Source organism: Caballeronia glathei, from assembly GCF_000698595.1.
Classification (GTDB): domain Bacteria; phylum Pseudomonadota; class Gammaproteobacteria; order Burkholderiales; family Burkholderiaceae; genus Caballeronia; species Caballeronia glathei.
Window position 1 is genome coordinate 197,097 of record NZ_JFHC01000002.1, and the last position, 23,512, is coordinate 220,608.

General features: G+C 67.4%; 24 protein-coding genes and 1 tRNA gene. 7 read left to right on the forward strand and 18 right to left on the reverse strand.

All coding sequences use genetic code 11. From position 1 onward, the window contains the following. Positions 1-197: 197 nt before the first annotated feature. The 3 genes from BG61_RS02720 to hemN form a co-directional block, all read right to left on the reverse strand. Positions 198-713: a disulfide bond formation protein B gene (locus tag BG61_RS02720; RefSeq protein ID WP_035926135.1), complete on the reverse strand. Its 516-nt coding sequence runs from the start codon at positions 711-713 to the stop codon at positions 198-200. Positions 714-903: 190 nt separating this feature from the next. Continuing rightward, on the reverse strand, positions 904-2,283 hold the full coding sequence (locus BG61_RS02725) for an amidase (RefSeq protein ID WP_035926132.1): 1,380 nt from the start codon (positions 2,281-2,283) through the stop codon (positions 904-906). 355 nt (positions 2,284-2,638) lie between these two features. Beyond that, a complete protein-coding gene (gene hemN / locus BG61_RS02730; RefSeq protein ID WP_035926129.1) occupies positions 2,639-4,039 on the reverse strand; it encodes an oxygen-independent coproporphyrinogen III oxidase in 1,401 nt (466 codons plus the stop codon). Positions 4,040-4,290: 251 nt separating this feature from the next. Here hemN and BG61_RS02735 point away from each other — a divergent pair, with 251 nt between their 5' ends. The 3 genes from BG61_RS02735 to BG61_RS02745 all read left to right on the forward strand — a co-directional run bounded on the left by BG61_RS02735 (position 4,291) and on the right by BG61_RS02745 (position 6,175). Then, positions 4,291-4,575, forward strand: a complete 285-nt coding sequence (locus BG61_RS02735; protein ID WP_035926126.1) for a YkgJ family cysteine cluster protein — start codon at positions 4,291-4,293, stop codon at positions 4,573-4,575. 117 nt (positions 4,576-4,692) lie between these two features. Further along, positions 4,693-5,280 (forward strand): DUF1439 domain-containing protein, encoded by a 588-nt coding sequence (locus BG61_RS02740; RefSeq protein WP_035926662.1) that lies wholly within the window; start codon positions 4,693-4,695, stop codon positions 5,278-5,280. Positions 5,281-5,341: 61 nt separating this feature from the next. Further along, a complete protein-coding gene (locus BG61_RS02745; protein WP_035926124.1) occupies positions 5,342-6,175 on the forward strand; it encodes an undecaprenyl-diphosphate phosphatase in 834 nt (277 codons plus the stop codon). 105 nt (positions 6,176-6,280) lie between these two features. On the opposite strand, the gene trmB is transcribed toward BG61_RS02745, so the two are convergent. The 5 genes from trmB to BG61_RS02770 all read right to left on the reverse strand — a co-directional run bounded on the left by trmB (position 6,281) and on the right by BG61_RS02770 (position 9,488). Next, positions 6,281-7,036: a tRNA (guanosine(46)-N7)-methyltransferase TrmB gene (gene trmB / locus BG61_RS02750; RefSeq protein WP_035926121.1), complete on the reverse strand. Its 756-nt coding sequence runs from the start codon at positions 7,034-7,036 to the stop codon at positions 6,281-6,283. A gap of 175 nt (positions 7,037-7,211) precedes the next feature. Then, a tRNA-Gly gene (locus BG61_RS02755) sits at positions 7,212-7,286 on the reverse strand. 103 nt (positions 7,287-7,389) lie between these two features. Next, positions 7,390-7,950 (reverse strand): YggT family protein, encoded by a 561-nt coding sequence (locus BG61_RS02760; protein ID WP_035926118.1) that lies wholly within the window; start codon positions 7,948-7,950, stop codon positions 7,390-7,392. A gap of 85 nt (positions 7,951-8,035) precedes the next feature. After that, on the reverse strand, positions 8,036-8,314 hold the full coding sequence (locus BG61_RS02765) for a hypothetical protein (protein WP_035926116.1): 279 nt from the start codon (positions 8,312-8,314) through the stop codon (positions 8,036-8,038). 169 nt (positions 8,315-8,483) lie between these two features. Beyond that, positions 8,484-9,488 (reverse strand): Rossmann-like and DUF2520 domain-containing protein, encoded by a 1,005-nt coding sequence (locus BG61_RS02770; protein WP_063740951.1) that lies wholly within the window; start codon positions 9,486-9,488, stop codon positions 8,484-8,486. A 188-nt stretch (positions 9,489-9,676) separates the two neighbouring features. Here BG61_RS02770 and BG61_RS43185 point away from each other — a divergent pair, with 188 nt between their 5' ends. From BG61_RS43185 to BG61_RS02780, 3 genes are all read left to right on the forward strand, one after another. Next, positions 9,677-9,838, forward strand: a complete 162-nt coding sequence (locus BG61_RS43185; RefSeq protein WP_169743289.1) for a hypothetical protein — start codon at positions 9,677-9,679, stop codon at positions 9,836-9,838. 399 nt (positions 9,839-10,237) lie between these two features. Then, positions 10,238-10,534 (forward strand): hypothetical protein, encoded by a 297-nt coding sequence (locus BG61_RS02775; RefSeq protein WP_035926112.1) that lies wholly within the window; start codon positions 10,238-10,240, stop codon positions 10,532-10,534. A 171-nt stretch (positions 10,535-10,705) separates the two neighbouring features. Next, entirely contained in the window at positions 10,706-11,671 is a 966-nt protein-coding gene (locus BG61_RS02780; protein WP_035926110.1) for a threo-3-hydroxy-L-aspartate ammonia-lyase, read from the forward strand. A 7-nt stretch (positions 11,672-11,678) separates the two neighbouring features. Here BG61_RS02780 and BG61_RS02785 read toward each other — a convergent pair whose 3' ends face one another. Genes BG61_RS02785 through BG61_RS02795 form a run of 3 tightly spaced genes read right to left on the reverse strand, consistent with a single transcriptional unit; the run spans position 11,679 to position 14,967 of the window. Further along, complete coding sequence (locus BG61_RS02785) at positions 11,679-12,347, reverse strand: LysE family translocator (RefSeq protein ID WP_035926107.1); 669 nt, start codon at positions 12,345-12,347, stop codon at positions 11,679-11,681. 23 nt (positions 12,348-12,370) lie between these two features. Then, positions 12,371-13,399 carry an asparaginase gene (locus tag BG61_RS02790; protein WP_035926103.1) on the reverse strand — a complete coding sequence of 343 codons (1,029 nt, stop codon included), beginning with the start codon at positions 13,397-13,399 and terminating at the stop codon, positions 12,371-12,373. Beyond that, positions 13,366-14,967, reverse strand: coding sequence for a UbiD family decarboxylase (locus tag BG61_RS02795; RefSeq protein WP_035926100.1), 1,602 nt, complete (start codon positions 14,965-14,967; stop codon positions 13,366-13,368). Before BG61_RS02795 ends, BG61_RS02790 begins: the two co-directional genes overlap by 34 nt. A gap of 574 nt (positions 14,968-15,541) precedes the next feature. Between BG61_RS02795 and BG61_RS02800 the strand changes: the two genes are divergently transcribed. Next, the gene (locus tag BG61_RS02800; protein WP_035926097.1) at positions 15,542-16,684 is read left to right on the forward strand and encodes a transglycosylase SLT domain-containing protein; all 1,143 of its coding nucleotides are present in this window, start codon (positions 15,542-15,544) and stop codon (positions 16,682-16,684) included. A gap of 88 nt (positions 16,685-16,772) precedes the next feature. Here the strand turns inward: BG61_RS02800 and BG61_RS02805 are convergent, their stop codons facing one another. The 7 genes from BG61_RS02805 to hemL all read right to left on the reverse strand — a co-directional run bounded on the left by BG61_RS02805 (position 16,773) and on the right by hemL (position 23,422). After that, positions 16,773-17,966 (reverse strand): pyridoxal phosphate-dependent aminotransferase, encoded by a 1,194-nt coding sequence (locus tag BG61_RS02805; protein ID WP_035926094.1) that lies wholly within the window; start codon positions 17,964-17,966, stop codon positions 16,773-16,775. Positions 17,967-18,026: 60 nt separating this feature from the next. Next, positions 18,027-18,461, reverse strand: coding sequence for a transcription antitermination factor NusB (gene nusB / locus BG61_RS02810; RefSeq protein ID WP_035926092.1), 435 nt, complete (start codon positions 18,459-18,461; stop codon positions 18,027-18,029). Then, positions 18,458-18,961 carry a 6,7-dimethyl-8-ribityllumazine synthase gene (gene ribH / locus BG61_RS02815; RefSeq protein WP_035926090.1) on the reverse strand — a complete coding sequence of 168 codons (504 nt, stop codon included), beginning with the start codon at positions 18,959-18,961 and terminating at the stop codon, positions 18,458-18,460. The genes nusB and ribH overlap by 4 nt, the downstream gene beginning before the upstream one ends. A 64-nt stretch (positions 18,962-19,025) precedes the next feature. Beyond that, positions 19,026-20,183 carry a bifunctional 3,4-dihydroxy-2-butanone-4-phosphate synthase/GTP cyclohydrolase II gene (gene ribBA / locus BG61_RS02820; protein ID WP_035926086.1) on the reverse strand — a complete coding sequence of 386 codons (1,158 nt, stop codon included), beginning with the start codon at positions 20,181-20,183 and terminating at the stop codon, positions 19,026-19,028. Positions 20,184-20,326: 143 nt separating this feature from the next. Further along, complete coding sequence (locus tag BG61_RS02825) at positions 20,327-20,968, reverse strand: riboflavin synthase (RefSeq protein ID WP_035926083.1); 642 nt, start codon at positions 20,966-20,968, stop codon at positions 20,327-20,329. Positions 20,969-21,003: 35 nt separating this feature from the next. After that, entirely contained in the window at positions 21,004-22,116 is a 1,113-nt protein-coding gene (gene ribD / locus BG61_RS02830; RefSeq protein WP_035926080.1) for a bifunctional diaminohydroxyphosphoribosylaminopyrimidine deaminase/5-amino-6-(5-phosphoribosylamino)uracil reductase RibD, read from the reverse strand. 22 nt (positions 22,117-22,138) lie between these two features. Then, positions 22,139-23,422: a glutamate-1-semialdehyde 2,1-aminomutase gene (hemL, locus tag BG61_RS02835; RefSeq protein ID WP_035926079.1), complete on the reverse strand. Its 1,284-nt coding sequence runs from the start codon at positions 23,420-23,422 to the stop codon at positions 22,139-22,141. Positions 23,423-23,512: the final 90 nt, after the last annotated feature.

Consider the following 23,512-nt stretch of genomic DNA (forward strand, 5'->3'; position numbering starts at 1 on the left):
GGAGTGTCCGCCTCGGTTCGTTGAACGGATAGGTACGCAGACCCACCGCCGCACCGCGCCCTTCAACGAAGTGGTACGGCAGTCATTCATCCACCCTCGCGCTGCGCGCTCCGTCGCAACGGCAGGTTTGGCGGGGGGCGGCCGTGTGGGCGGCATTGCGCCGCTCCTGTGCCGCCTCTTTTCCTTCTGACGTCGCTTTAGCGGGACGCCCTCAATCTGCGCTTTCCCCACAGGCTGCCCGCGACCGCCAGGAATATCACCGAAAATGCCGCCAGCGCCCATTGCGGCAGCGACAATCCCAATATCGGCGGATAAAGCGTCTCGCACAGCCCCGCCACCTTGAATACCTGCGGCAGCCACTGCGCCGGCGGCAAACTGTCCACCACCGGCTGCAACGCGTCGAACCCGCAACTGAAGCCCGGCCGCGCCTGAACATACACATGACGCGCCGCCGTCACGATCCCGCCCAACGCCGAAAGCACAACGAGCACCTCCAGCGCCGCCACCCCCCGCCATCCGCGCAAGCCCGCACCCAGAAACGCGAATATCGCGATCAGGGCGAAGAAATATCGCTGGATGATGCACAACGGACACGGATCCTCACCGTGATAGATCTGAAGATAAAGCGCCCCGCCCAGCAGGCCGAGACACACGAAAGCGAGCAGAAGCAGAAGACGCCGTTCGCGACGCAGTACGCGATCGTCTTCGTGCATCGTGAAGTGGTGTAGAGAGTTGTTCATCTTTTCGCAATGATTCGAGGATAAAGCACCTGTCAGCGCTCGCCAAGCAACGGGATTCTAGCGCGAACCCCATCGCGAAAATGCAGCGAAGCGTGCAGCGGCAGGTGCAGCGAAAAAAAGCGGCGCAAAAGCGCCAGCAAAGCGCCGACGGCGGCGCAGAAATTCAGCGTGTGGTCTCGAGCACCGCCTCGACAGCCCGCCCGATCGACAGGAGCGCGTCGTCGCCCTGCGGCGCCCCCACCAGCATCAGCCCCACCGGCGCCTCGCCGCGCGGATGGCACGGCAGCGACAGCGCGCACGCGTCGAGGAAATTGAACGCGCTCGGGTTGCGCAGCATCAACGCATTCGCCTGGCCGAACGCGTCGTCGTCGTGTTCGAGATCCGCGATGCGCGGCGGCGCCACCGGCACCGTCGGGCAAAGGACCGCGTCGAAACGCTGCCAGAGCGTCGTGCGCGCCGCCTCGATCATCGCGGCGCGCGCCTGCAGCAGGTCGATGTAATCGGCGGCGCTCGCCGGCTCGCCCTTCATGATCCGCGTGAGCACGCGCGGATCATATTGCGCGGCGCGCCCGGCCAGCAGCGGCCGGTGCCATGCGTACGCCTCGATCGGCGAAAAGCCGAAGCGGTTGATCTCGGGCAGGCGGTCGAGCGGGGCGAAGCGCACGTCGTCGACGAGCGCGCCCGCCGCCGACAGATGCCCGATCGCCGCCTTCACCGCGCCCGCGACCGTCGCGTCGACGCCGTCCGTCACGTAGTTCGTGAGCACGCCGAGCCGCACGCCGTCGAGCGGGCGCGTCGCGGGCACGCCGGGCTCGCGCCCCGCGAGAATCCGGTCGACGAGCGCGCAGCACGCCACCGACAACCCGATCGGCCCGAACGAATCGAGCGACGTGGAGAGCGGCACGCCGCCCTGCGTCGGAATGCGGCTCGCGGTCGGCTTGAAGCCGGTGAGGCCGCAAAGCGCTGCCGGAATGCGGATCGAGCCGCCCGTGTCGGTGGCGAGCGCGACGGCGGCCATGCCGTCGGCGACCGAAGCCGCCGCGCCCGACGACGAGCCGCCCGTGATCCGCTCGTCGCCCGTTACGCCGCGGCGGTACGGCGAGCGCGGCGTGCCGTAGTGCGGATTGAGGCCGAGCCCCGAGAACGCGAACTCGCTCATGTTGGTGCGCCCGACGATCACCGCCCCCGCGCGGCGCAGCCGCGCGACGGCGAGCGCGTCGGCCCTGGCGGGCGGCGCGTCGGCGAGCACGCGCGATCCGGCGCGCGTTACCTGGCCTTCGATGTCGAACAGGTCCTTCACCGACACCGGAATGCCCGCGAGCGGCGAGAGCACCGTGCCCGCGCGGCGCAGCGCATCGTGGGCGTCGGCGGCGGCGCGGGCGGAAGCGGCGTCGACGTGCATGAAGACGGTCGAGCCCTGCCCGGCGGGGTCTTCGATACGCGCGAGCGCGGCGTCGACGAGCGCGCGGCTCGTCGTGCGGCCATCGCGCAGGTCGGCGGCGAGTTGGGCGAGCGGGGCAAACTGGGGCGAAGTGGTCGGCATGGTTTCCGAAGTGGCGCGTGGTCTTGCGGCGGTGCGTGGGCGTGCGCTCCACCGCGGCCGGCGCAGGCAGGATGCGCGCTGTCACCGGCAACGTGGAAAAGCGGGCGGCGGCATCGCCCGCCCTGAGTGGCTGTCATTCTATGCCACTGAAGTAATAAATACTGCACGGGCGTTCGCGGAGGGGGAGAGCGCCGCGGCGGGGAAGTTTTGCGCGTCGGTGCAATGCGCCAGTGCCGCATACCGGCCGGTGGGGTCTTTCTGATTGCTTGCACGCGCCGGGCGACGCGCGAACTGCGCCGATTGCCCCTGGGGACGCTGATCGCCCGGCGCTCGCCCCGGGCGATCGGCCGCTTCGTCAGATCGTGCGCGAGAACCGCTCGCGGCCGGCGTGCGCGAGATAGCGGTCGAAGATCATCGCGACGTTGCGCACGAGCATGCGTCCGGCGGGCCGCACGCGGATCGCGTCGCGCTCGATCGAGACGAGGCCGTCGTCCTCGAGCGGCGCGAGGCGCCGGATCTCGTCGGCGAATCCGGTGCGAAAGTCGATGCCGTGCGCCGCTTCCAGCGCGTCGAAACGCAGCTCGAACTGGCACATCAGCCGCGTGATGATGTCGCGGCGCAGGCGGTCGCCGCGCGTGAGGCGCACGCCGCGCGTGATGGCGAGCCGCCCGCCGTCGATCGCAGCGCCATAGCCCGCGAGGTCGCGCGCGTTCTGCGCATAGACATCGCCGACCTTGCCGATCGACGACGCCCCGAACCCGATCAGATCGCAATCCGCACGCGTGCTGTAGCCCTGGAAGTTGCGCTGTAGCGTGCCGGCCTGTTGCGCGAGCGCGAGTTCGTCGCCGGGCAGCGCGAAGTGATCCATGCCGATATACACGTAGCCCGCGCCCGTCAGGCGCTCGATGACACGCCGCAGGATCGCGAGACGCACGGCGGGCGAGGGCAGCGCGGCTTCGTCGATCTGGCGCTGCATCTTGAACATGGAGGGCATGTGCGCGTAGCCGAACACCGAGAGCCGGTCGGGCGCGAGTTCGACGACCGCATCCAGCGTGCGGCTGAAGCTCTCGACGCTCTGATGCGGCAGCCCGTAGATCAGGTCGACGCTGACTGACTGGAAGCCTTCGTCGCGCGCCGCGTTCATCACGGTTTCGGTCATCGCGCGCGGCTGGATGCGGTTGACGGCCTGCTGCACGCGCGGATCGAAGTCCTGCACGCCGAGGCTCAGCCGGTTGAAGCCGATGTCGCGCAATATGCCGATCGTCTCCGCCGACGCCTCGCGCGGATCGACTTCGATCGAATATTCCGCCTGCTCGTCGGGCAGCAGCCGGAAGTGCTCGCGCGTCGCCGCCATCAGCTCGGCCATTTCGGCGTGCGACAGGAAAGTCGGCGTGCCGCCGCCCCAGTGCAGTTGCGAGACGGGGCGCGCGGTGTCGAAGAGCTCCGCCTGCAGGGCGATCTCGCGCTTGAGACGCTCGAGGTAGGGGCGGGCGTGCGCGCGGTTCTTCGTCGCCACCTTGTTGCAGCCGCAGTAGAAGCAGACCGTGTCGCAAAACGGGATGTGGAAATAGAGCGACAAGCCGCCCGGCGAAGCGGCCGGATTGCGCGCCGCATGACGGTAATGCTCGGGGTCGAACTGATCGGTGAACTGGAGCGCGGTAGGGTACGACGTGTAGCGCGGGCCGTTGGCGCTGTATCTGTCGAGGAGATCGGGGTGGAAAAGGGAGTCGGCGGGGGTGTCGGCGGAAGTCATCATCGCGGGGCCTTGGACGGATCTGCCGAGTCTAGCGGCGCGAGCGGCGCGTTCATTGCGTGATAACGCCGCACCCGAAGGACGCGCCCGAACGCCGCATCTCGCGGACCCGCGCAGGGATTGCCCGAGCGGCGGAACGGCTCCTGCCCGGCAGCCCGCGCGTGCCGGGCCGGCAGGCCATGCGCGCCTGTCCGGCCGGCGCCCGCAGCGCGGCATGGGAAAATACATGATTGTCCGCATCGCTTCGAGCCGCCATGTCCCTTTCCGACGCCCCATCGCCCCACGCCTGCCGGGAAGGCTGCGGCGCGTGCTGCATCGCGCCGTCGATCACGAGCCCGATTCCCGGCATGCCCGACGGCAAGCCCGCGGGCGTGCGTTGCGTGCAGCTCGGCGGCGACCTGCGCTGTATGATTTTCGGCGATCCGCGCCGGCCGGCCTGCTGCGCGGGCCTCCAGCCGTCGGCGCCGATGTGCGGCGACACGCGTGCTCATGCGCTCGTCTGGCTCGCGCAACTGGAAATCGACACGCAACCGGACTGAGCGCGCGCGGTCGAAAGACCCGCTGCATGGCGCGAGGCGTCTCAGGAAGGCGTTTCAGCCACGCGTTTCATGCAGCAACTGAATCGGCAACACTGCATTCGAATGGAGGAATTCCGCATGACTCAGACCGTCGCGCCCAAACGGCGCCGGTTCCTGCTCGCCGGCCTGACGGGTGCCGGCGCGCTCGCCCTCGTTCCGTCCGTCCGTGCGGCATCGATTTTTCCGTTCATCCCGGATCATTACGATTTCAGCCGGCAGCAGGTGCAGGAAGCGGTCGCGCGCAAGTTTCCGCTGCAGCGCACGGCCTCGCAGATCTTCGACGTGGTGCTCGCCAATCCGCTCGTCGGCATGGCGCCGGAGCGCAACCGCGTGACCGTGCGGCTCGACGCGCGGCTCACCACGCCGTTCATGCCGAACGCGGTGAACGGCGCCTTCACGCTCTCGAGCCAGCTCGCCTACGACGCCGCGAGCCGCTCGGTCATCCTGCTGTCGCCGACCGTCGACGACTCGCGCGTGACGGGAGAGGCCGCCCAGTACAACCAGCAGATCAACGCGGCCGGCGCGCTCATCGCGACCCAGTTTCTCGACCGCTATCCGATCTACACCTTCAAGCCCGAACAGCTGCAATTCGCCGGCGTGAATTATGAACCCGGTACAATCACGGTCCTTACAAACGCCATACGCGTGCAGATTCTCGAAAAGTAGGATGAAATACGCACGTACGGTACTCGAAACCAACGGCAAAAGAGCTAACAAGGGCTGACGGATGGACTGGATTCTGTTGTGCAAGGCGCTCGTTCTGGGCGTCGTGGAAGGCTTGACCGAGTTTTTGCCGGTTTCGAGCACAGGGCATCTGATCGTCGCGGGGAGCCTGCTGAATTTCAGCGACGCGCAAGCGAAAACGTTCGACGTTGTGATCCAGTTCGGCGCGATTCTCGCCATTTGCTGGGAGTACCGCAGGAAGATCGGCGCCGTTGTCACGGGCCTGCCGGCGAACGCGGGCGCCCGGCGCTTCGCGACCAACGTCGTCATCGCGACAATTCCCGCAATCGTGCTCGCGCTGCTCTTCGAGAAGGCGATCAAGTCGGTGCTGTTCTCGCCGGTGCCGGTGTCGGTGGCGCTGATCGTGGGCGGCGTCGTGATTCTCTGGGCCGAGGCGCGGCATCGCGACCGCGGCGTAGCGCCGAGCGTGACCTCGGTCGACGATCTGACCTACTCGGACGCCCTGAAAGTCGGGCTCGCGCAGTGTTTCGCGCTGATCCCGGGCACGTCGCGCTCGGGGGCGACGATCATCGGCGGGATGCTGTTCGGGCTCGAGCGCCGGGTCGCGACCGAGTTTTCGTTCTTTCTCGCGATCCCGGTCATCTTCGGCGCGACGCTCTACGAAATGGCGAAGTACTGGCGCACGCTTTCCGTGCACGACGTGGGCCTGTTTCTGGTCGGGCTGGTGGCGGCGTTCGTGAGCGCGTTCGTGTGCGTGCGCTGGCTCCTGCGCTATGTCGCGACGCACGACTTCACCGCTTTTGCGTGGTACCGGATCGGCTTCGGGCTGCTGATTCTGATCGTCGGATACAGCGGCGGGCTGAGCTGGGCGGAGTGAGAGGGGGCAGCGCCCCGGGCGGCCGGCATCCGGCCCGCCTGAACGCAGAAACGCCACGGCATGCCGTGGCGTTTTGCATTTCGCGGCTGTTCCTGGCGTGGCTTCCTAACGGCGCCTGAACAGCAGGTCCCATACGCCGTGCCCGAGCCGGATGCCGCGCCGCTCGAATTTCGTGACAGGGCGGTAGTCCGGACGCGGCGCGTAGCCGTCGGCGATATTCTGAAGCGCGGGCTGTGCCGACAGCACCTCGAGCATCTGCTCGGCGTAGTTCTGCCAGTCGGTCGCGAGATGGATGTAGCCGCCCGGCTTCAGGCGGGAGACCAGCAGCGCGACGAATTTCGGCTGGATCAGCCGGCGCTTGTGATGGCGCGCCTTGTGCCACGGGTCCGGGAAGTAGATGTGCACGCCGTCCAGGCTGTCCGGCGCGATCATGTGCTCGAGCACTTCGACGGCGTCGTGCTGGATGATGCGGATATTGGTGAGATTCTGCTCGCCGATCAGCTTGAGCAGCGCGCCCACGCCCGGCTCGTGCACTTCGACGCCGAGAAAATCGTCGGCTGGCCTGGTGCCGGCGATCTCCGCCGTGGTCCCGCCCATGCCGAAGCCGATCTCCAGCACGCGCGGCGCACTGCGTCCGAAAATGCCTTCCAAGTCGGGCAGCGCGGCCGAATAGGGCACGACGAAGCGCGGGCCGAGGTCGTCGAGCGCGCGGCGCTGGCCGGTCGAGACGCGGCCGGCGCGCGTCACGAAACTGCGGATGCGTCGGCGGTGCAGGGCGGTGGCGTCGTCTGCGGCGGGGGCATCGGCAGGGTTGTCCGCGGGGGCGGCGTGGCTGGCGTCGTCTTGGGGATCGTGAATCATCGGTGACGGGTTGCGCTTGATCTGGCGTGAATCGGGGTTCGTGGATCGCGAGGCTGGTGCATCGGGCGGGGCTCGTGAATCGGGCTCCTGAATCCGTAGTTCGAGCGGACGAACACACGGTGCTCCGCTGAAAATCAAAAAGCCGCCTTCTGGGAGGCGGCTTTCGTTCGATGTCTGGAGCGGGCGATGGGAATCGAACCCACGTCTGTAGCTTGGGAAGCTACGGTAATAGCCATTATACGACGCCCGCGTGAGCCGGCTATTGTAAGCGCAAGCCAGCGGATTGCGCAATCGGGCCGCATCGGCCGCCGGGCGCGCCCGGATTCAGATCAGCGTTGTCCCGGGACCCGGCCTCAGATACCGAAAAGCGTCATCGACACGGCGACCCGGGTCACGACCATCAGCAGCACCTGCACGATCACGAACAGCAGGATCGGCGAGAGATCGATGCCGCCCAGGCGCGGCAGGATGCGCCGCAGCGGATCGAGGAACGGCGCGGTGATCTGATAGAGCAGCGGCATCGCGGGCGATTGCGGGTTGAGCCACGACAGCAGCGCCATCAGGATCGTCATCCAGATGATCAGGTTGAGCGCCCACTTGATGACGGTGAGCACGGCGACGAGCAGCAGCATCGGCACCATGAGCATCGGATCGACGCCCGCGAGCACGACCATCAGCACGACGTAGACGAGCGACGCGATGAACGCGGCGAGAATGCTCGCCCAGTCGATCTTCCCGGCCGGCAGGATCTTGCGCAGCGGCAGGACGATCCAGTTGGTGGCCTGCATCACCGCGTTGGACACCGGGTTGTACGGAGGCATGCGGACAACCTGCATCCAGGCGCGCAGGAGCAGCGCCGCGCCGAACAGCGTAAAAAGCGTATTGAGCAGAAAACGGGCGATATCGCCGAACATCTCGGGTCCTTTTTTAAGGCGTGCGCGGGTAAGGCCGCGCGTTGGTCACTGGAACTTGGATCAAACGACGAACCGGCCGCGGCGCTCAGACGGCCGCGCAGAGAGGCGGCGTGCGGCCGCCCGAGCGCTCGCGGGCCAGCGGATATCGCGCGGCGTGCGGCGCTTCGGCGCCTGAGCGGGCCGAGCGGGCCAGAGGCGCTGAGCCGCCATCGGCCGCCCGTGCAGCGAGCGCATCTTCCCGCCGTGCGGCGCGCAACGACACGAGACTCGCGCCGGGAAATTCCGTGGGTTCCGTGAACGGCGCGCGGCGCGCGCCGAAACGGACGCCCCCGCGATGCCGGTAATGGATGCTGACCTTGATCATTGTTCGTTCTCTTCGCTGGAATGCCATGCCAGGGCCGCCGCATTCGCCGGATGGACCGTGCATGATTCAGTCCGCTCGAACGACGCGACTTTTTTTGCTTCGCGGCAACCTGATTTCCCCGCCCGCCGTGGGTTCACGGCGGGGCGCCGGTCGTCACCTTATCATGGCTTTAATGCTGCTTGGGCGCGTTGTCGAACGGTGCTGAAGTCTTGTCGCCGGGGACGCCTGCCGTCGCGTCCGCGCCCCGATTGACCGCGTGCGGCGGCGCATGGTTCGCGTCGCCGAGCACGTTTTCGATCGATCGTTCCATCGCGGCGAGCGCGGCCTCGGCGGGCGGCACCGGACGGCGGCGGGCAAGCCCGATTGCCCGCCGCGTCATCAGCGCGTAGAGCGTCGCGTGATCGCCGCCGAAGCTCCGAAAAAGCGCCAGCTGCTTGTCGACGACCCCCGCGTCGCCCCGCGACACCGGTCCCGCCAGCGCGCCGGCCAGCCCTTTTTCGCGCGCGGTTTCGATGGTCCCGGCAAGCATCGGCAAGATGGCGCGCAGCGCGTCGTCCTCGGAAAACCCTAGTTGTTGCCAAAGCGAGACGGTCTCGGAAAGCGCGGCGAGCGCAAAACTGGCAGCATAGTGGGCAGCGCCGTGATAAAGCATGCGGCCTCCCGGGGGGATCGAAAGCGGGTGGCAGCCGAGCGCGCGGGCGAGCGCGGTGAGCGTGTCGATTAGCGGCGGCGCCGCTTCGAGCGTGACCGAGCAGCCTCGAATGCGCGTCTGGTCGCCGTCGAGGCCGCCGAAAAGATAGAGAGGATGAAAGCCGCCGATGTCGCCGCCACGCGCGCGCACCGGCGCGAGAACATCGACGGGCGTCGCGCCGCTGCAATGAACCACGGCCCGCGCGCCCGTTCCGGACGAATCGACTTGCAGAGCGTTCGCAGCCGCACCGATTTCGTCATCGGGAACTGTCAAAAAGACGATATCGGCGCGCTCCGCTACTTGCCGGGGCGTGTCGGCGACGAAACAGCCGGGCAACTGGTCCGCGAGTTCGCGGGCCGGTCCGGCCGACCGGCTGGCAATGGCGGTCACCGGATAGCCGGCGCGCGCCCACACGCGCGCCACGCAGCGTGCGAGCCGTCCGGCGCCGACGAAGCCGAGCCGGGGCGTCTCTGAATATGGCATGTTTTCTGCTCCGTTTTGGAGAATCAGGCAAGAATCGTGTCGCGCTTTCAGGCAAGACGAAAGTATCGCGCAAGTCGCCGGTCAGGCGCCACGCGACCGGGCACGACGACAGTCGAAACGGTTTTTGCAGTGCGATTGGGTCGCTTGTTTCCTTTTGTGGTTGTCATTCGCTACGTTCGGAGGTCGCCATGAGCATTTTTTCTTACCGAAAGCATCTGCGTTTTCTCAGTCAGGCACAGCGGCGTCGCTGGTGGGATCAGAAAAAGCGCCTGACGCCGCGCGTCGTCGTCGGGTCGGCGTACGTGCCGCCGAACGTGACGCGCGAGTTCGCCTATGTCAAGGTGGGGTGAGCGCATCCAAGAGCCGCCACGCGCCGCCTCCCGTCACCGCCTGTCAGGGAAGAGCAATCGATGCAGCGAACACGCTGTGCTGACCGGCAAGGCCGGTCGAAGCCCCGCCGAACCTCGTGTTCCGCGGGGCTTTTTAAACTGATTTGTAAATAAAAATTACCCAGCCTTTCGATGGTAACGACGCGCGGCGCACAGGATGCCGTCAGTCGATCGCAGCGTCGGCGCTCCGGCGCCCTGCCGCCCGGCAGACGCCGTTCGGGCGGCCATCAGGCGACGTAAGGCCAATTGCAATTTGCAACAAATGCCCGATGCGGGCGGGGTCCTTTTTCGCTAAATTCAATCCATACCGTCGCAACATGTCAGTCGCGTGCACTGGCCGGGCGGCGAGGAGAAAACAAAGTGAAAAAGATCATCCCCTTATTGACCGCTGCAACGCTCGGCGTCGGGTTCGCCGGGGCAGCGCAGGCGCATGTCTCCGTCGGCATCGGCATCGGGGTGCCGGCCTATCCGGTCTATGCCGCACCGCCCGTCGTCTACGCGCCGCCGCCGCCCGTCGTGTATGCGCCGCCCGTCGTCTATGCGCCGGCGCCTGTCTATTACGGGCGCCCGTACTGGGGCCGCGGCTATTATGGACGCGGTTACTACGGCGGAGGCTACGGCCACGGCTATTACGGACACGGACACTATCGCCGGTAACGCGGCCTCGATTTGCTTCAGAAAGCGGTGTAATGCCGGCGCAGACGCCGGATTGCACCGCTTTTTGTTTGCAGGACGGTTTCGGTGAGCGGCCTGGCCCGCGGCGCCGTCTCTCCACATCCGGCAGGAAGCTGGGACAATGGCGGTTCTCCAACGCACGCCTTGTCTCCGATGCCCACTCTCGCCGCCCCCACCTATGCCGATGTCGCCGATGCCGCCCAGCGCATCGCCGGCGCTGCGCACCGCACGCCCGTCATGACTTCGCGCACCGCCGACGAGCGCGCCGGCGCGACGCTCTTCTTCAAGTGCGAGAACTTCCAGCGCATGGGCGCCTTCAAGTTTCGCGGCGCGTACAACGCGATCTCGCATTTCGACGAGCGCCAGCGCGCCGCGGGTGTCCTCACGTACTCGTCGGGCAATCACGCGCAGGCGATCGCGCTGTCGGCGAAGATCGCGGGCATTCGCGCGACCATCGTGATGCCCGAGGACGCGCCCGCCGCGAAGATCGCCGCCACGCGCGGCTACGGCGGCGAGGTGATCACCTATGACCGCTACACGCAGAATCGCGAGGAACTCGGCCGCAAGCTCGCCGAGGAGCGCGGCATGACACTGATTCCGCCGTACGACCATCCGCATGTGATCGCGGGGCAGGGCACGTCGGCGAAGGAACTGTTCGGCGAGACGGGTCCGCTCGACTATCTCTTCGTGTGTCTCGGCGGCGGCGGGCTGATCGGCGGCTGCGCGCTCGCGGCGGCGGCGCTCTCGCCGTCGTGCAAGGTGATCGGCGTCGAGCCGGAAGCGGGCAACGACGCCCAGCAGTCGCTCGCGCGCGGCGAGATCGTGCATATCGAGGTGCCCCGCACGATCGCCGACGGCGCCGCGTCGACGCACGTCGGCGAATACAACTTTCCGATCATCCAGCGCCATGTCGAGCAGATCGTGACCGTCAGCGACGCCCAGCTCATCGACACGATGCGCTTTTTCGCCGAGCGCATGAAGATGGTCGTCGAGCCGACCGGCTGTCTCGCCGCCGCTGCCGTGCTCAACAAGGTGGTGCCGGTGGAAGGCAAGCGCGTCGGCGTGATCGTGAGCGGCGGCAACGTCGATATGGCGCGCTTCGCCCAGTTCGTCTCGTAACCGCGGTTCAGGAAGCGGCGTTCACGATCAGATCGCGATAGCCGTTCACGATCACGCTGTACGAGAAATACGCGAAAAGGAGCGCCGAGAGCACGTGGCACGCGCGCAGGAGCGTCGTGCCCGCGCGCTTGCGGCCGTGGCTCGCGAGCGTGCAGATGAAGAGGGTCCAGCCGAGCCCGCCGCAGAAAAAGCCGGTCAGGAACACCGATGCGCTCACCGGGCTCGTCGCGCCCGCCTTCGCGATCAGCGCGCCGCCCACGGCGGCGAACCACAAGATCGCGCTCGGCGACGAAACCGCCAGCAGCGCGCCGCGCAGGAAACTCCTTGCGTGGCCCGGGCGCGGCGTCGCGAGATCCGCTTCACCTTCGACGGGCGGCGCGGACGCGGGATAAAGCGCCTCGCGCGCCATCTTCCAGGTCAGGAACAAGAGCACGATCGCGCCGCCGATCCACACGATCCAGCGCACCGCGCTGAACTGCAGCAGCGCCGACATGCCCGCGAGCGCGAGCGCGGCATACAGCAGGTCGCCGACACAGGTGCCGAGCCCGAGCACGAGGCCCGGCTTGAAGCCGTGCGAGAGCGCGAGTGAAATGATCGCGACGTTGGCGATACCGATGTCGAGACACAGCGACAGCGACAGAAAAAATCCGTCCGACAACAACGACCACGAATGCATCCGGCGTGACTTCCTTCTTTTATTTACTGATGGCGTTCGAGCCGAAGTGAAACGTCGAGGCGTCCGGTTTCGACGCCCATCGTGTTGCGCATCGGCGGATGGCGGAACGCGTCGAGCCGGCGGCGCTGTTCCTCGCTGCCGATATCGAACTGCGCGAGCAGTTCCGCGACGATCGCATAGAGCACGGCCGTGTTGCCGTCCTCCACCTTCGCCGCGATGCCGAGCACGCCTTGCGGGCGCCGCACGCCGATCGCGTAGCTCGCGTCCGCGCCCGTCTTGCCGACGAGTGCGCCGTCGAAGGCCTGCATCAGCTGCGTGCAGAACCGTCCTTCGCCCGCGACGAGTTCGGGGTGCGCCGTCATCGCGCGATAGATGCGCGCGAGCGGCGAGGTGTCCGGCTGCGCGGCGGCGAGCTTCGCGTAGAGCCGCGCGAGGCGATCGAGCGGGAAGGCGGGCGTCGGCAGGTTGCAGCCGTCGATCGCCCATTGCACGCCGTCGTCCGGAAGATCGAGCACGCGCGCGACCGTGCGCTTCACGCGCACCTGCAATGGATGCTCCGGCAGGTGATAGTCCGCGAGCGCGGCGCCGATCGAGCGCGCCCCCGCGAGCATGCCCGCATGCTTGCCGGAGCAGTTGCTGCACGCCGGGCCCGGCGTGAAGCCGCGCCTGATCCAGTCCTTGTAGACCGCCTCCGAGATCGGCGGATGGCCGCCGCAGCGCAGGTCGGCTTCGCTTGCGCCGGCTTTCGCGAGCATCGCGCGGGTGCGCTCGATGTGGCGTTCCTCGCTGCTGTGCGACGCGCACATGAGGGCGAGATCGGCTTCGTCGAAGCCGAAGCGCTCGAGCGCGCCGGTTTCCAGCACGGCAAGCGCCTGCGCCGGTTTCGCCGCCGAGCGGGCGAGCGTGACGCGATGCGGATTGCCGAACGACGCGACGAGGCGCCCCGTTTCGTCGACCACCGCGACATGCGCCGCGTGCGTATTCTCGACGGATTCGCCCCGATAGACGGTCGCTGCGATCATGTGCGCTTCTCCATGCCGATCTCGTCCCATAGCGCATCGACGCGCCGTTTCACCGCGTCGTCCATGACGATCGGGCGGCCCCATTCGCGGTCCGTTTCGCCCGGCCACTTGTTGGTGGCGTCGAGCCCCATTTTCGAGCCAAGCCCCGCCACCGGCGACGCGAAATCGAGATAGTCGATTGGCGTGTTGTCGACGAGCACCGTGTCGCGCGACGGATCGATGCGCGTCGTGATCGCCCAGATCACTTCCTTCCAGTCGCGCACGTTCACGTCCTCGTCCACGACGACGATGAACTTCGTATACATGAACTGCCTGAGAAAGCTCCAGACGCCGAACATCACGCGTTTCGCGTGGCCCGGGTAGCTCTTTTTGATCTGCACGATCGCCATCCGGTAGCTGCATCCTTCGGGCGGCAGATAGAAATCGGTGATCTCGGAAAACTGCTTCTGCAAAAGCGGCACGAACACCTCGTTCAGCGCGACGCCGAGCACGGCGGGCTCGTCGGGCGGCTTGCCGGTGTAGGTGGAATGGTAGAGCGCGTCGCGGCGCATCGTGATCTTCTCGACGGTGAAGACCGGAAACCACTCCTGCTCGTTGTAGTAGCCGGTGTGGTCGCCGTACGGGCCTTCGAGCGCGTGCTCGTAGTTCGCCTGCGCACCCTTCGACGGCCGCGGCGGCGCGCCCGCGGGCGGGGCTTGCGGCGCGCCCGTCTGCGGATGGATGAACCCTTCGAGCACGATCTCCGCGCGCGCGGGCACCTGCAGCGTATCGACCCCCGGCGTGAGGCACTTCGCCAGCTCCGTCCTGCCGCCGCGCAACAGGCCCGCGAACTGGTATTCGGACAGCGTGTCGGGCACCGGCGTCACGGCGCCGAGGATGGTGGCGGGATCGGCGCCGAGCACGACGGCCACCGGATACGGCTTGCCCGGATTGGCGAGCGCGAACTCGCGAAAGTCGAGCGCGCCGCCGCGATGCGCGAGCCATCGCATGATGAGCTTGTTGCGGCCGATCAGCTGCTGCCGGTAGATGCCGAGGTTCTGGCGCGTCTTGTTCGGGCCGCGCGTGACGGTGAGGCCCCAGGTGAGCAGCGGGCCGGCGTCGCCCGGCCAGCAGGTCTGGATCGGCAGTTTCGCGAGATCGACGTCGCTGCCCTCCCACACGATCTCCTGGCACGGCGGCGCGCTCACGGTCTTCGGCGCCATGTCCCAGACGGCCTTCGCGAGCGTGAGCAGCTTGCCCGCGTCCTTCAGTCCCTTCGGCGGCTCGGGTTCCTTCAGCGCCGACAGGAGCCGCCCGACGTTGCGCAGCGACTCGAGGGCGGCGCGGTCGCCGAGCAGGCCGGGGTCGCTCGCGGCATGCGCGTCCGACTCGATGCCCATGCCGAGCGCCACCCGGCGCGGCGTGCCGAACAGGTTCGCGAGCACGGGAATGGAATGGCCCGCCGGCGACTCGAACAGCAGCGCGGGGCCGCCCGTACGCAGCACGCGGTCGGACAGTTCGGTCATTTCGAGGACGGGGGAAACGGTCTGCCTGATGCGGCGCAGTTCGCCGAGCGCTTCGAGGCGAGCGGTGAAATCGCGCAGGTCTTTGTATTTCATCCTTCGAATTTCATCGATGAGCGGGAAGATGCGGCCCGCGGCTGGCTGCGCGCAAGGCGATTGTCGATTTTACCTGCGTTGATGTCCGTGCGTTCGCAGACATTCAGTGAATTCCGATACAAAAGCGCGCGCGCACGCGCATCCGGGACGCTGAACGGCGTTCATTATAACTGTAAGTAATTGAAACAGCAGCGTATAGCATTGACGGATCATTTAACCCTGCTAGAATCGCTCAACATCAGCAGCAGGTTTTGAAACTTTTTACCTCTGCGTCAAGTCTTTTCAAGACACGATGCGTCGGCGGCACCTTCTGCCGGCGACTCCGTGCTGTAGTTGTCCGAGCCGGCGCTCTTCTCCGCCGGTTTTTCGCGTGGAAGCCTCCAGCGCGCACCGGCATGCCATCCTTGCCGCGCGCTACCTTGAACGTAACGTTCCGGGCCGGCTTCCCAGACGGCGCATGCCGTTTTCCCGATGCCGCTCAAGCCTTGCCAAGAAGCGAGCGGTATCTGATTTTCGCTTTCGTTTGCCGTCAGGCGGCATTCATCAGCGCAAATCATGCAACAAGGGAGCACCGATGAACGCTTGGTTGTCGTGGCGTCCCGATACACGCATCGCGCAAAGACTGCGCGTTGCCGTGCGTCGCGGGACCCGCATGAGTCACTATCTTTTCAGCGTGGTTGGCTGCGCCGCCGTATTGACGGCGCTCGCGCTCTGGCTGCTGCCTTCCTGGCGCGGCACGTTCGCGGCCAAGATCATGCCGATCGTGTCCGCCGCCGTGCAGGCCGGTCCCGCGCGGCTGCTCGCCGGCCAGCCGCTGCCGCCGTTCTCCGTCAATCATCGGAAGGAAGAGGAAGTACGCGCGCCGTCCGACGTGCAGGTGCTCGGCTCCGCCGCCACCGACGACAGCAGCACCCGCGAACTGACCGGCGGCATCAGCCTCGCCGTGTCGCCGAACGGGCTCGACCCGCGCACGCTGCCGTCCGTCGGCACGCTCGCGAGCGCCATTCCGTCGCAGCGTGTCGTGGCCGACGCGCGCGACGATCGCGTGCTCGTCTCCTCCCGTGAGCAGAACCTCGTGGCGAGCTTCATTGCGCGGCGTTACCGCGTCGCCCAGGAACCCGTGAGCGAGCTCGTGCGCGCCGCATTCGACACCGGTCGCGAAGTGGGGCTCGATCCGCTCCTGCTGCTCTCCGTGATGGCTATCGAATCCGGCTTCAATCCGTATGCGGAAAGCGGAGTCGGCGCGCAGGGGCTGATGCAGGTCATGTCGAAGGTGCATTCGGACAAGTTCCAGTACTTCGGCGGCTCGCATGCGGCGCTCGATCCGCTCGCGAACATCAAGGTCGGCGCGCTGGTGCTGAAGGACTGCATCGCGCGCGGCGGCTCGGTGGCGGGCGGTCTGCGCTACTACGTCGGCTCGACGTCGCAGGACGACGGCGGCTACGGCGCCAAGGTGCTTGCGGAGCGCACGCGCCTGCGCGACGTGGCCCGCGGCCGCAATGTGCCGATCAACGCGCCGCAGACGCCGGCGCAGCCGGCTCCGAAGCAGGTGCTGGCATCGGCCGCGACCGATTCGAACAAGCGCGTCCACGCGACGCTCGACGGCGCGAAGCCGATCACGCCGCCGAAGTCCGGCATCTCGGCTCCGCACGATCAGGACGATGCCGATACGGACAGCCAGCCGAAGCATGTGGCGTCGGCGGATCTGGGTGCGTGATCCGGCACGGAAAGCGCAGCGCATGAACGAAAAAAGGCACCCTCGGGTGCCTTTTTTGCGTTTTGCCTTGCTTTCTGCGGCCGGCGAATCAGTGCTTGAACAGCGTGGCGAGCCGCTCGACCGCTTGCTCGAGTTTCGAGTACGCCGTTGCATAAGACAGCCGGATATATTGATCCGGCGCATGAAAGCCGAAATCCGCGCCCGGCACGAGCACGACGCCCGCGTCGTGCAGCATCGCGCGGGTGAGCGCGTCGCTGTCGCCGGCGGCGGGGTGCGACACGCCGCGCGTGTCCGCGTAGACGTAGAACGCGCCGTCCGGCACGACGGGCACGCCGAAGCCGAGCGAGCGCAGCGCTGGCACGATGAAATCGCGGCGCCGCTTGAACTCCAGGCGGCGTGATTCGTAGATGGCGAGCGTTTCCGGCTCGAAGCAGGCGAGGGCGGCGTGCTGCGCGAGCGCGGACGCGCAGATGAACAGATTCTGCGAAAGTTTCTCCATCGCGCTGATCATCGAGGGCGGCACGACCAGCCAGCCGAGCCGCCAGCCCGTCATGCTGAAATATTTCGAGAAGCTGTTGACGGTCACGACGTCGTTGCCGAAAGAGAGCGCCGAGACCGGTTTCGCGTCGTAGCTCAGGCCCTGATAGATCTCGTCGACGATCGTGAAGCCGCCCTTCGCGCGCACGGTCTCGACGATGCGCCGCAGTTCGTCCGGCTCGATCGACGTGCCGGTGGGGTTCGACGGCGACGCGAGCAGCACGCCGCGCGTGTTCGCGCCCCAATGCGCCTCCACGTGCCCGGCCGTGAGCTGGAAGCGCTCGGCGGGGCCGCTCGGGATCAGCACCGGCTTGCCGTCGACGGCGGCAACGAAATGGCGGTTGCACGGATAGCAGGGGTCCGGCATCAGCACTTCGTCGCCGTGATCGACGAGCGCCATGCATGCGAGCAGCAGCGCCGCCGACGCGCCCGCCGTCACGACGATGCGCTCCGGCGCCACGTCGACCCCGAAATCGTCGCGATAGTGCCGCGCGATCGCCTCGCGCAGCGGCGCGATGCCGAGCGCGTTGGTGTACTGCGTGACGCCGCGCCGCAGTGCGTCGGCGGCGGCGTGGATCACGGGCTCGGGCGCGGTGAAATCGGGTTCGCCGATGCCCATGTGGATGATGTCGCGCCCCAGGCCTTCCAGAAGCTGCGCTTCCTTCATCAGTTCCATCACATAGAACGGCTCGATGGCGTCCACGCGGGCGGCCAGCCGCATCAGCGGTTCGGCTAGGGTGTTCATGGTCGGAGATCCGGTCTGGGCGGGCGGCTGCGCGCGAGGCTCGCGGCCGCCTTCGGGAGTTCAGCCGCGGCCGCGGCCTTGCGCTTCGGCCGGGCGCAACTGCACGGCCAGCTTGTCGAGCACGCCGTTCACGTACTTGTAGCCGTCGGAGCCGCCGAAGGTCTTCGTCAGCTCCACCGCCTCGTTGATGACCACGCGATACGGAATGTCGAGGTGATGCTTGAATTCGAACGCGGCGACGAGCAGCACCGCGCGCTCCACCGGCGACAACTGCTCGACCGGCCGGTCGAGACACGGCTGCAACTGGGCCGACAGCGCGTCGGCCTCCTTGATCACGCCGTGCAGGATCGCGTCGAGGTGGTCGTGATCGGCCTTGTCGAAGCCCTGCGCGTTGCGCAGCTGCGCATCGATTTCGCCGCCGGGCGCGCCCGACAGCAGCCACTGGTAAAGCCCTTGCGTCGCGAGTTCGCGCGAACGGCGTCGTGCGCTCTTCATGCGCGGTCCTCGTCTTCGTCTTCATCGTCGTCGCCGCCCAACTGCTCAAGCGCGACCGACAGGTTGGCCATCTCGACCGCCACGCGCGCGGCGTCGCGGCCCTTTTCGGTCATGCGCGCGACCGCCTGCTCGTCGTTTTCGGTCGTGAGCACGGCGTTCGCCACCGGCGTGCCGAAATCGAGCGCGATGCGCGAGATGCCCGCGCCGCTTTCGTTCGACACGAGTTCGAAGTGATACGTCTCGCCGCGCACGACGGCGCCAAGCGCGATCAGCGCGTCGAACTGGCCCGACTCGGCGAGCTTTTGCAGCGCGAGCGGGATTTCCAGCGCGCCCGGCACGGTGACGAGCAGCACGTCCTGGCCGATCACGCCGAGGCGCTCCAGCTCTTCGATGCACGCGTCCGCGAGGCCGTTGCACACCGGCTCGTTGAAGCGCGATTGCACGATGCCGATGCGCAGGCCGTCACCGTCGAGGTTCGGCTGGTATTGTCCGATTTCCATTGATTGAGTCCGTTTTTCTGGGTGTTTGGTGTAGAGGCGGCGTGTTGCGGGTCTCGCGCGCGGCTCAGGCCGAGCGCAGATGCGTGACGGCAGTGTCCCCCGGCGTGGCGGGGCAGCCCGGCATCGGAATGAAACCCGTAACCTCGAGGCCGTAGCCGGACATGCTGCCGAGCTTGCGCGGGTTCGAGAGCACCTGCATCTTGCCGACGCCGAGCTCGCGCAGGATCTGCGCGCCGATGCCGTAGGTCTTGAAGTCGATCGGACGGCGCTTCAGTTGCTCCGCCTTGTCTTTCCTGTCGAACGCCTGGAACACGTCGATCAGGTGCTCCTTCGAATCGTGGCAGTTCAGGAGCACGATCGCGCCGAGATCGCGCGACGCGATTTCCTTCATGGCCGCATCGAGCGTCCATGAGTGCGTCGAGGAGTCTATTTCGAGCAGGTCGAGCACCGAAAGCGGCTCGTGCACGCGCACGGGCGTTTCGCGGTCGGGCGTGGGCGTGCCGCGCACGAGCGCGATATGCGGCGAGCCGCTCGGCTGGTCGCGGTACAGCACCGCGCGAAACGCGCCGTGCGCCGTCTGCATCGTGCGCTCCGCGACGCGCTCGACGATCGATTCCGTGCGGCTGCGGTAGTGAATCAGGTCGGCGATCGTGCCGATCTTGATGCCGTGCTGCTGCCCGAACCCGATCAGGTCGGGCAGGCGCGCCATTTCGCCGTCGTCCTTGATGATTTCGCAGATCACCGCGGCCGGCGTCAGGCCCGCGAGCGCGGTCAGGTCGCAGCCGGCTTCCGTGTGGCCCGCGCGCACGAGCACGCCACCCGGCTGCGCCTGGATCGGGAACACGTGGCCCGGCTGGACGATGTGCTCGGCGCGGGCGTCGTGGGCGACGGCCGCCGCGATGGTCCGGGCGCGGTCGCTCGCGGAGATGCCGGTCGTCACGCCCTCGGCGGCTTCGATGCTGACCGTGAACGCGGTGCCGTACTGCGTGCCGTTGCGGTGGGTCATCGGCGGCAGGTTGAGCAGCCGGCAGCGTTCCTGCGTGAGCGTGAGGCAGATCAGCCCGCGGCCGTAGCGCGCCATGAAGTTGATTGCCTCGGGCGTGACGAAATCGGCGGCGATGACGAGGTCGCCCTCGTTTTCGCGGTCTTCTTCGTCGACGAGGATCACCATCCGGCCGGCTTTCAGTTCAGCGATGATCTCGAGAGTGGAGGCGAGCGACATGATGGCGTCCGAAACAGGAAAGCGCGTATTTTACGCCACGGCTGATGGTCGGGCGGGAATCGGGCGATGTAATCGGGAAAATTGTCGCGGGACGCCGCCGCGCCGTGCGCACGAACGGCGCGCGCACGAGCGGCGCGGCGTGCTCAGGCCGCCGGTGCCGGATTTCCCGCCGTCCCGGACACGCTCAGAATCCGCTCCACGTAGCGCGCGATCAGGTCGATTTCGAGATTGACCTTCGAGCCGGCCGCGAGCGCCTTGAGCGTCGTCACTTCGACGGTGTGCGGGATCAGGTTGATCGAAAACTCGCAGCCGTCCGGGCGGTCGTTCACCGCGTTGACCGTGAGGCTCACGCCGTTGACCGTCACCGAGCCCTTGTAGGCCAGATACTTGCCGATATCGCGCGAGGCCAGGATCCGCAATTCGTGCGATTCGCCGACGCGCTCGAAGCGCGTGACCTCGCCCAGGCCGTCGACATGGCCCGACACCAGATGGCCGCCCAGCCGGTCGTGCGCGCGCAGCGCCTTTTCGAGATTGACCTCGCCCGGCGCGCCGAGGCCCGCCGTCTTGTTCAGGCTTTCGCGGGACACGTCGACCGCGAACGAATGCGCCGACTTCTCGATCACGGTCATGCACGCGCCTTGAATCGCGATGCTGTCGCCGAGTTCGACGTCGGCGAGATCGAGCGCGCCCGCGTCGAGCGTCAGGCGCACGCCGGCTTCGGGCCCGGCGCCGAGCGGCGCGATCTTTTCGATGCGGCCCACGGCCGCGACAATTCCGGTAAACATCGAGATTCCTCGCTTATCTGTAATCAACGCGCCGCCTACTGAGCGGCCTTCGCTTCGACGAAGCGCGCCAGGATGCGCAGATCGTCGCCGAGACGATCGATGCGGTGAAATTTCAGGTGCGCCCGCGCGTCGAGCGTTTCGGGCGGCGCGAAGTCGAACATGCCGGGCGCGTTGCCAAGGAGGCTCGGCGCGAGATAGACCAGCAATTCGTCGACGCAGCCTTCGCGCAGCAGCGAACCGTTCAGCTTGTGCCCCGCCTCGACGTGCAGTTCGTTGATGCCGCGATCGGCGAGCACGCCGAGCATCGCGGGCAGATCGACCTTGCCGTGCTCGTTCGTGAGTTCGATCAGATCGGCGCCGCGCTCGCGCAGCGCGGCCACGCGCGCCGGGTCGGCGTCCCTCGCGCAGAACACCCACGGCGGCGCGCCGTCCAGAATCTTCGCGGCGAGCGGCACGTCGAGCCGGCTGTCGATCAGGATGCGCTGCGGCTGGCGCGGCGTATCGACGGCGCGCACGGTCAGTTGCGGATCGTCTTCGCGCACCGTGCCGATGCCGGTCAGGATCGCGCATGCGCGGGCGCGCCACGCGTGGCCGTCGGCGCGCGCGTCCTCGCCCGTGATCCACTGGCTTTCGCCCGTCGGCAGGCTCGTGCGGCCGTCGAGCGTCGCGGCGACCTTCATGCGCACCCACGGCCGGCGGCGCGTCATGCGCGAGACGAATCCGATGTTCAATTCATACGCCTCGTTCGCGAGCAGGCCGCACCGCACGTCGATGCCCGCGTCGCGCAGCATCGTGAGGCCGCGTCCGGAAACGGCGGGATTCGGGTCCTCCATCGCGGCGATGACCTTTTCCACGCGCGCGTCGATGAGCGCGTGCGCGCACGGCGGCGTGCGGCCGAAGTGGCTGCACGGCTCGAGGGTGACGTAGGCGGTCGCGCCGCGCGGGTCCTTGCCGCGCGCCCGGGCGTCCTTCAGCGCGCGGACTTCGGCGTGGTCCTGGCCGGCCGGCTGGGTGAAGCCCATGCCGATGACTTCGCCGTTCTTGACCAGCATGCAGCCGACGCGCGGATTCGGCGTCGTCGTGTACATGCCGCGCGCGGCGAGCGCCAGCGCGCGTTCCATATAGGTGAAATCGGTTTGCGAGAACATCGTGTCGGCCTGGTTGCGCGGTTCAGGCCGCGAGCTTCGCGAACGCGCCGCGCGCGGCGTCGAGCGTCGCGTCGATCACGGCGTCGTCGTGGGCGATCGACACGAATCCCGCCTCGTACGCCGACGGCGCGAAGTACACGCCCGCGTCGAGCATCGCATGGAAGAACGCGTTGAAGCGCGCGGTGTCGCCTTGCGTCACCTGCGCGAAGCTCGCCGGAACGGCGTCCGCGAAATAGAGGCCGAACATGCCGCCGAGCGCGTCGGCCACGAACGGCACCTTCGCGTCGCGCGCGGCGGCGGTGAGGCCGTCGGCGAGGCGTTTCGTCTGGCGCGCGAGCTGGTCGTAGAAGCCGGGCTTCTGGATCAGCTGCAGGGTCTTGAGACCGGCCGCGACCGCGATCGGATTGCCCGACAGCGTGCCCGCCTGGTAGACGCCGCCGAGCGGCGCGAGATGCGCCATGATGTCGCGCCGTCCGCCGAATGCCGCGGCCGGCATGCCGCCGCCGATCACCTTGCCGAGGCACGTCAGGTCCGGCTTCACGCCGTACACCTGCTGCGCGCCGCCGAGCGCCACGCGAAAGCCGCACATCACCTCGTCGAAGATCAGCACCGCGCCGTGCTCGTCGCAGCGCTCGCGCAGCGCGCGCAGGAACTCGGGCGTCGCGCGCACGAGGTTCATGTTGCCCGCGACCGGCTCCACGATCACCGAAGCGATCTCGGCGCCGAACGCCGCGAACGCTTCGTTCAACTGCTCGACGTTGTTGTATTCCAGCACGGTGGTGTGCTTCGCGATGTCGGCCGGAACGCCTGCCGACGTGGGGTTGCCGAACGTCAGCAGCCCGGAGCCCGCCTTGACGAGCAGGCTGTCGGCGTGGCCGTGATAGCAGCCCTCGAATTTCACGATGCGGCTGCGGCCGGTGAAGCCGCGCGCGAGGCGCAGCGCGCTCATCGTCGCCTCGGTGCCGCTCGACACCATGCGCACCTGTTCGATCGACGGCACGAGCTTGCAGATTTCCTCCGCGATCTCGATTTCCGCCTCGGTCGGCGCGCCGAACGAAAAGCCGTTGGCGAGCACGCGCTGCACGGCGTCGAGCACTTCCGGATGCACGTGGCCGAGAATCATCGGGCCCCAGGAGCCGATGTAGTCGATGTAGCGCTTGCCGTCGGCGTCCCAGAAATACGGGCCCTGGGCGCGCTCGATGAAGCGCGGCGTGCCGCCGACCGAGCGAAACGCCCGCACGGGCGAGTTGACGCCGCCGGGGATGGTCTTCTGGGCGCGATCGAATAGAACCTGATTCTTGGACATGGATTGGGGCCTGCGCTGAAAGTGAGTGCTGATGCCGGTGAACCGACGGGGCCGTGGCGCCGGAGGGCCCGGCGCGCACCTTTGGGAAGC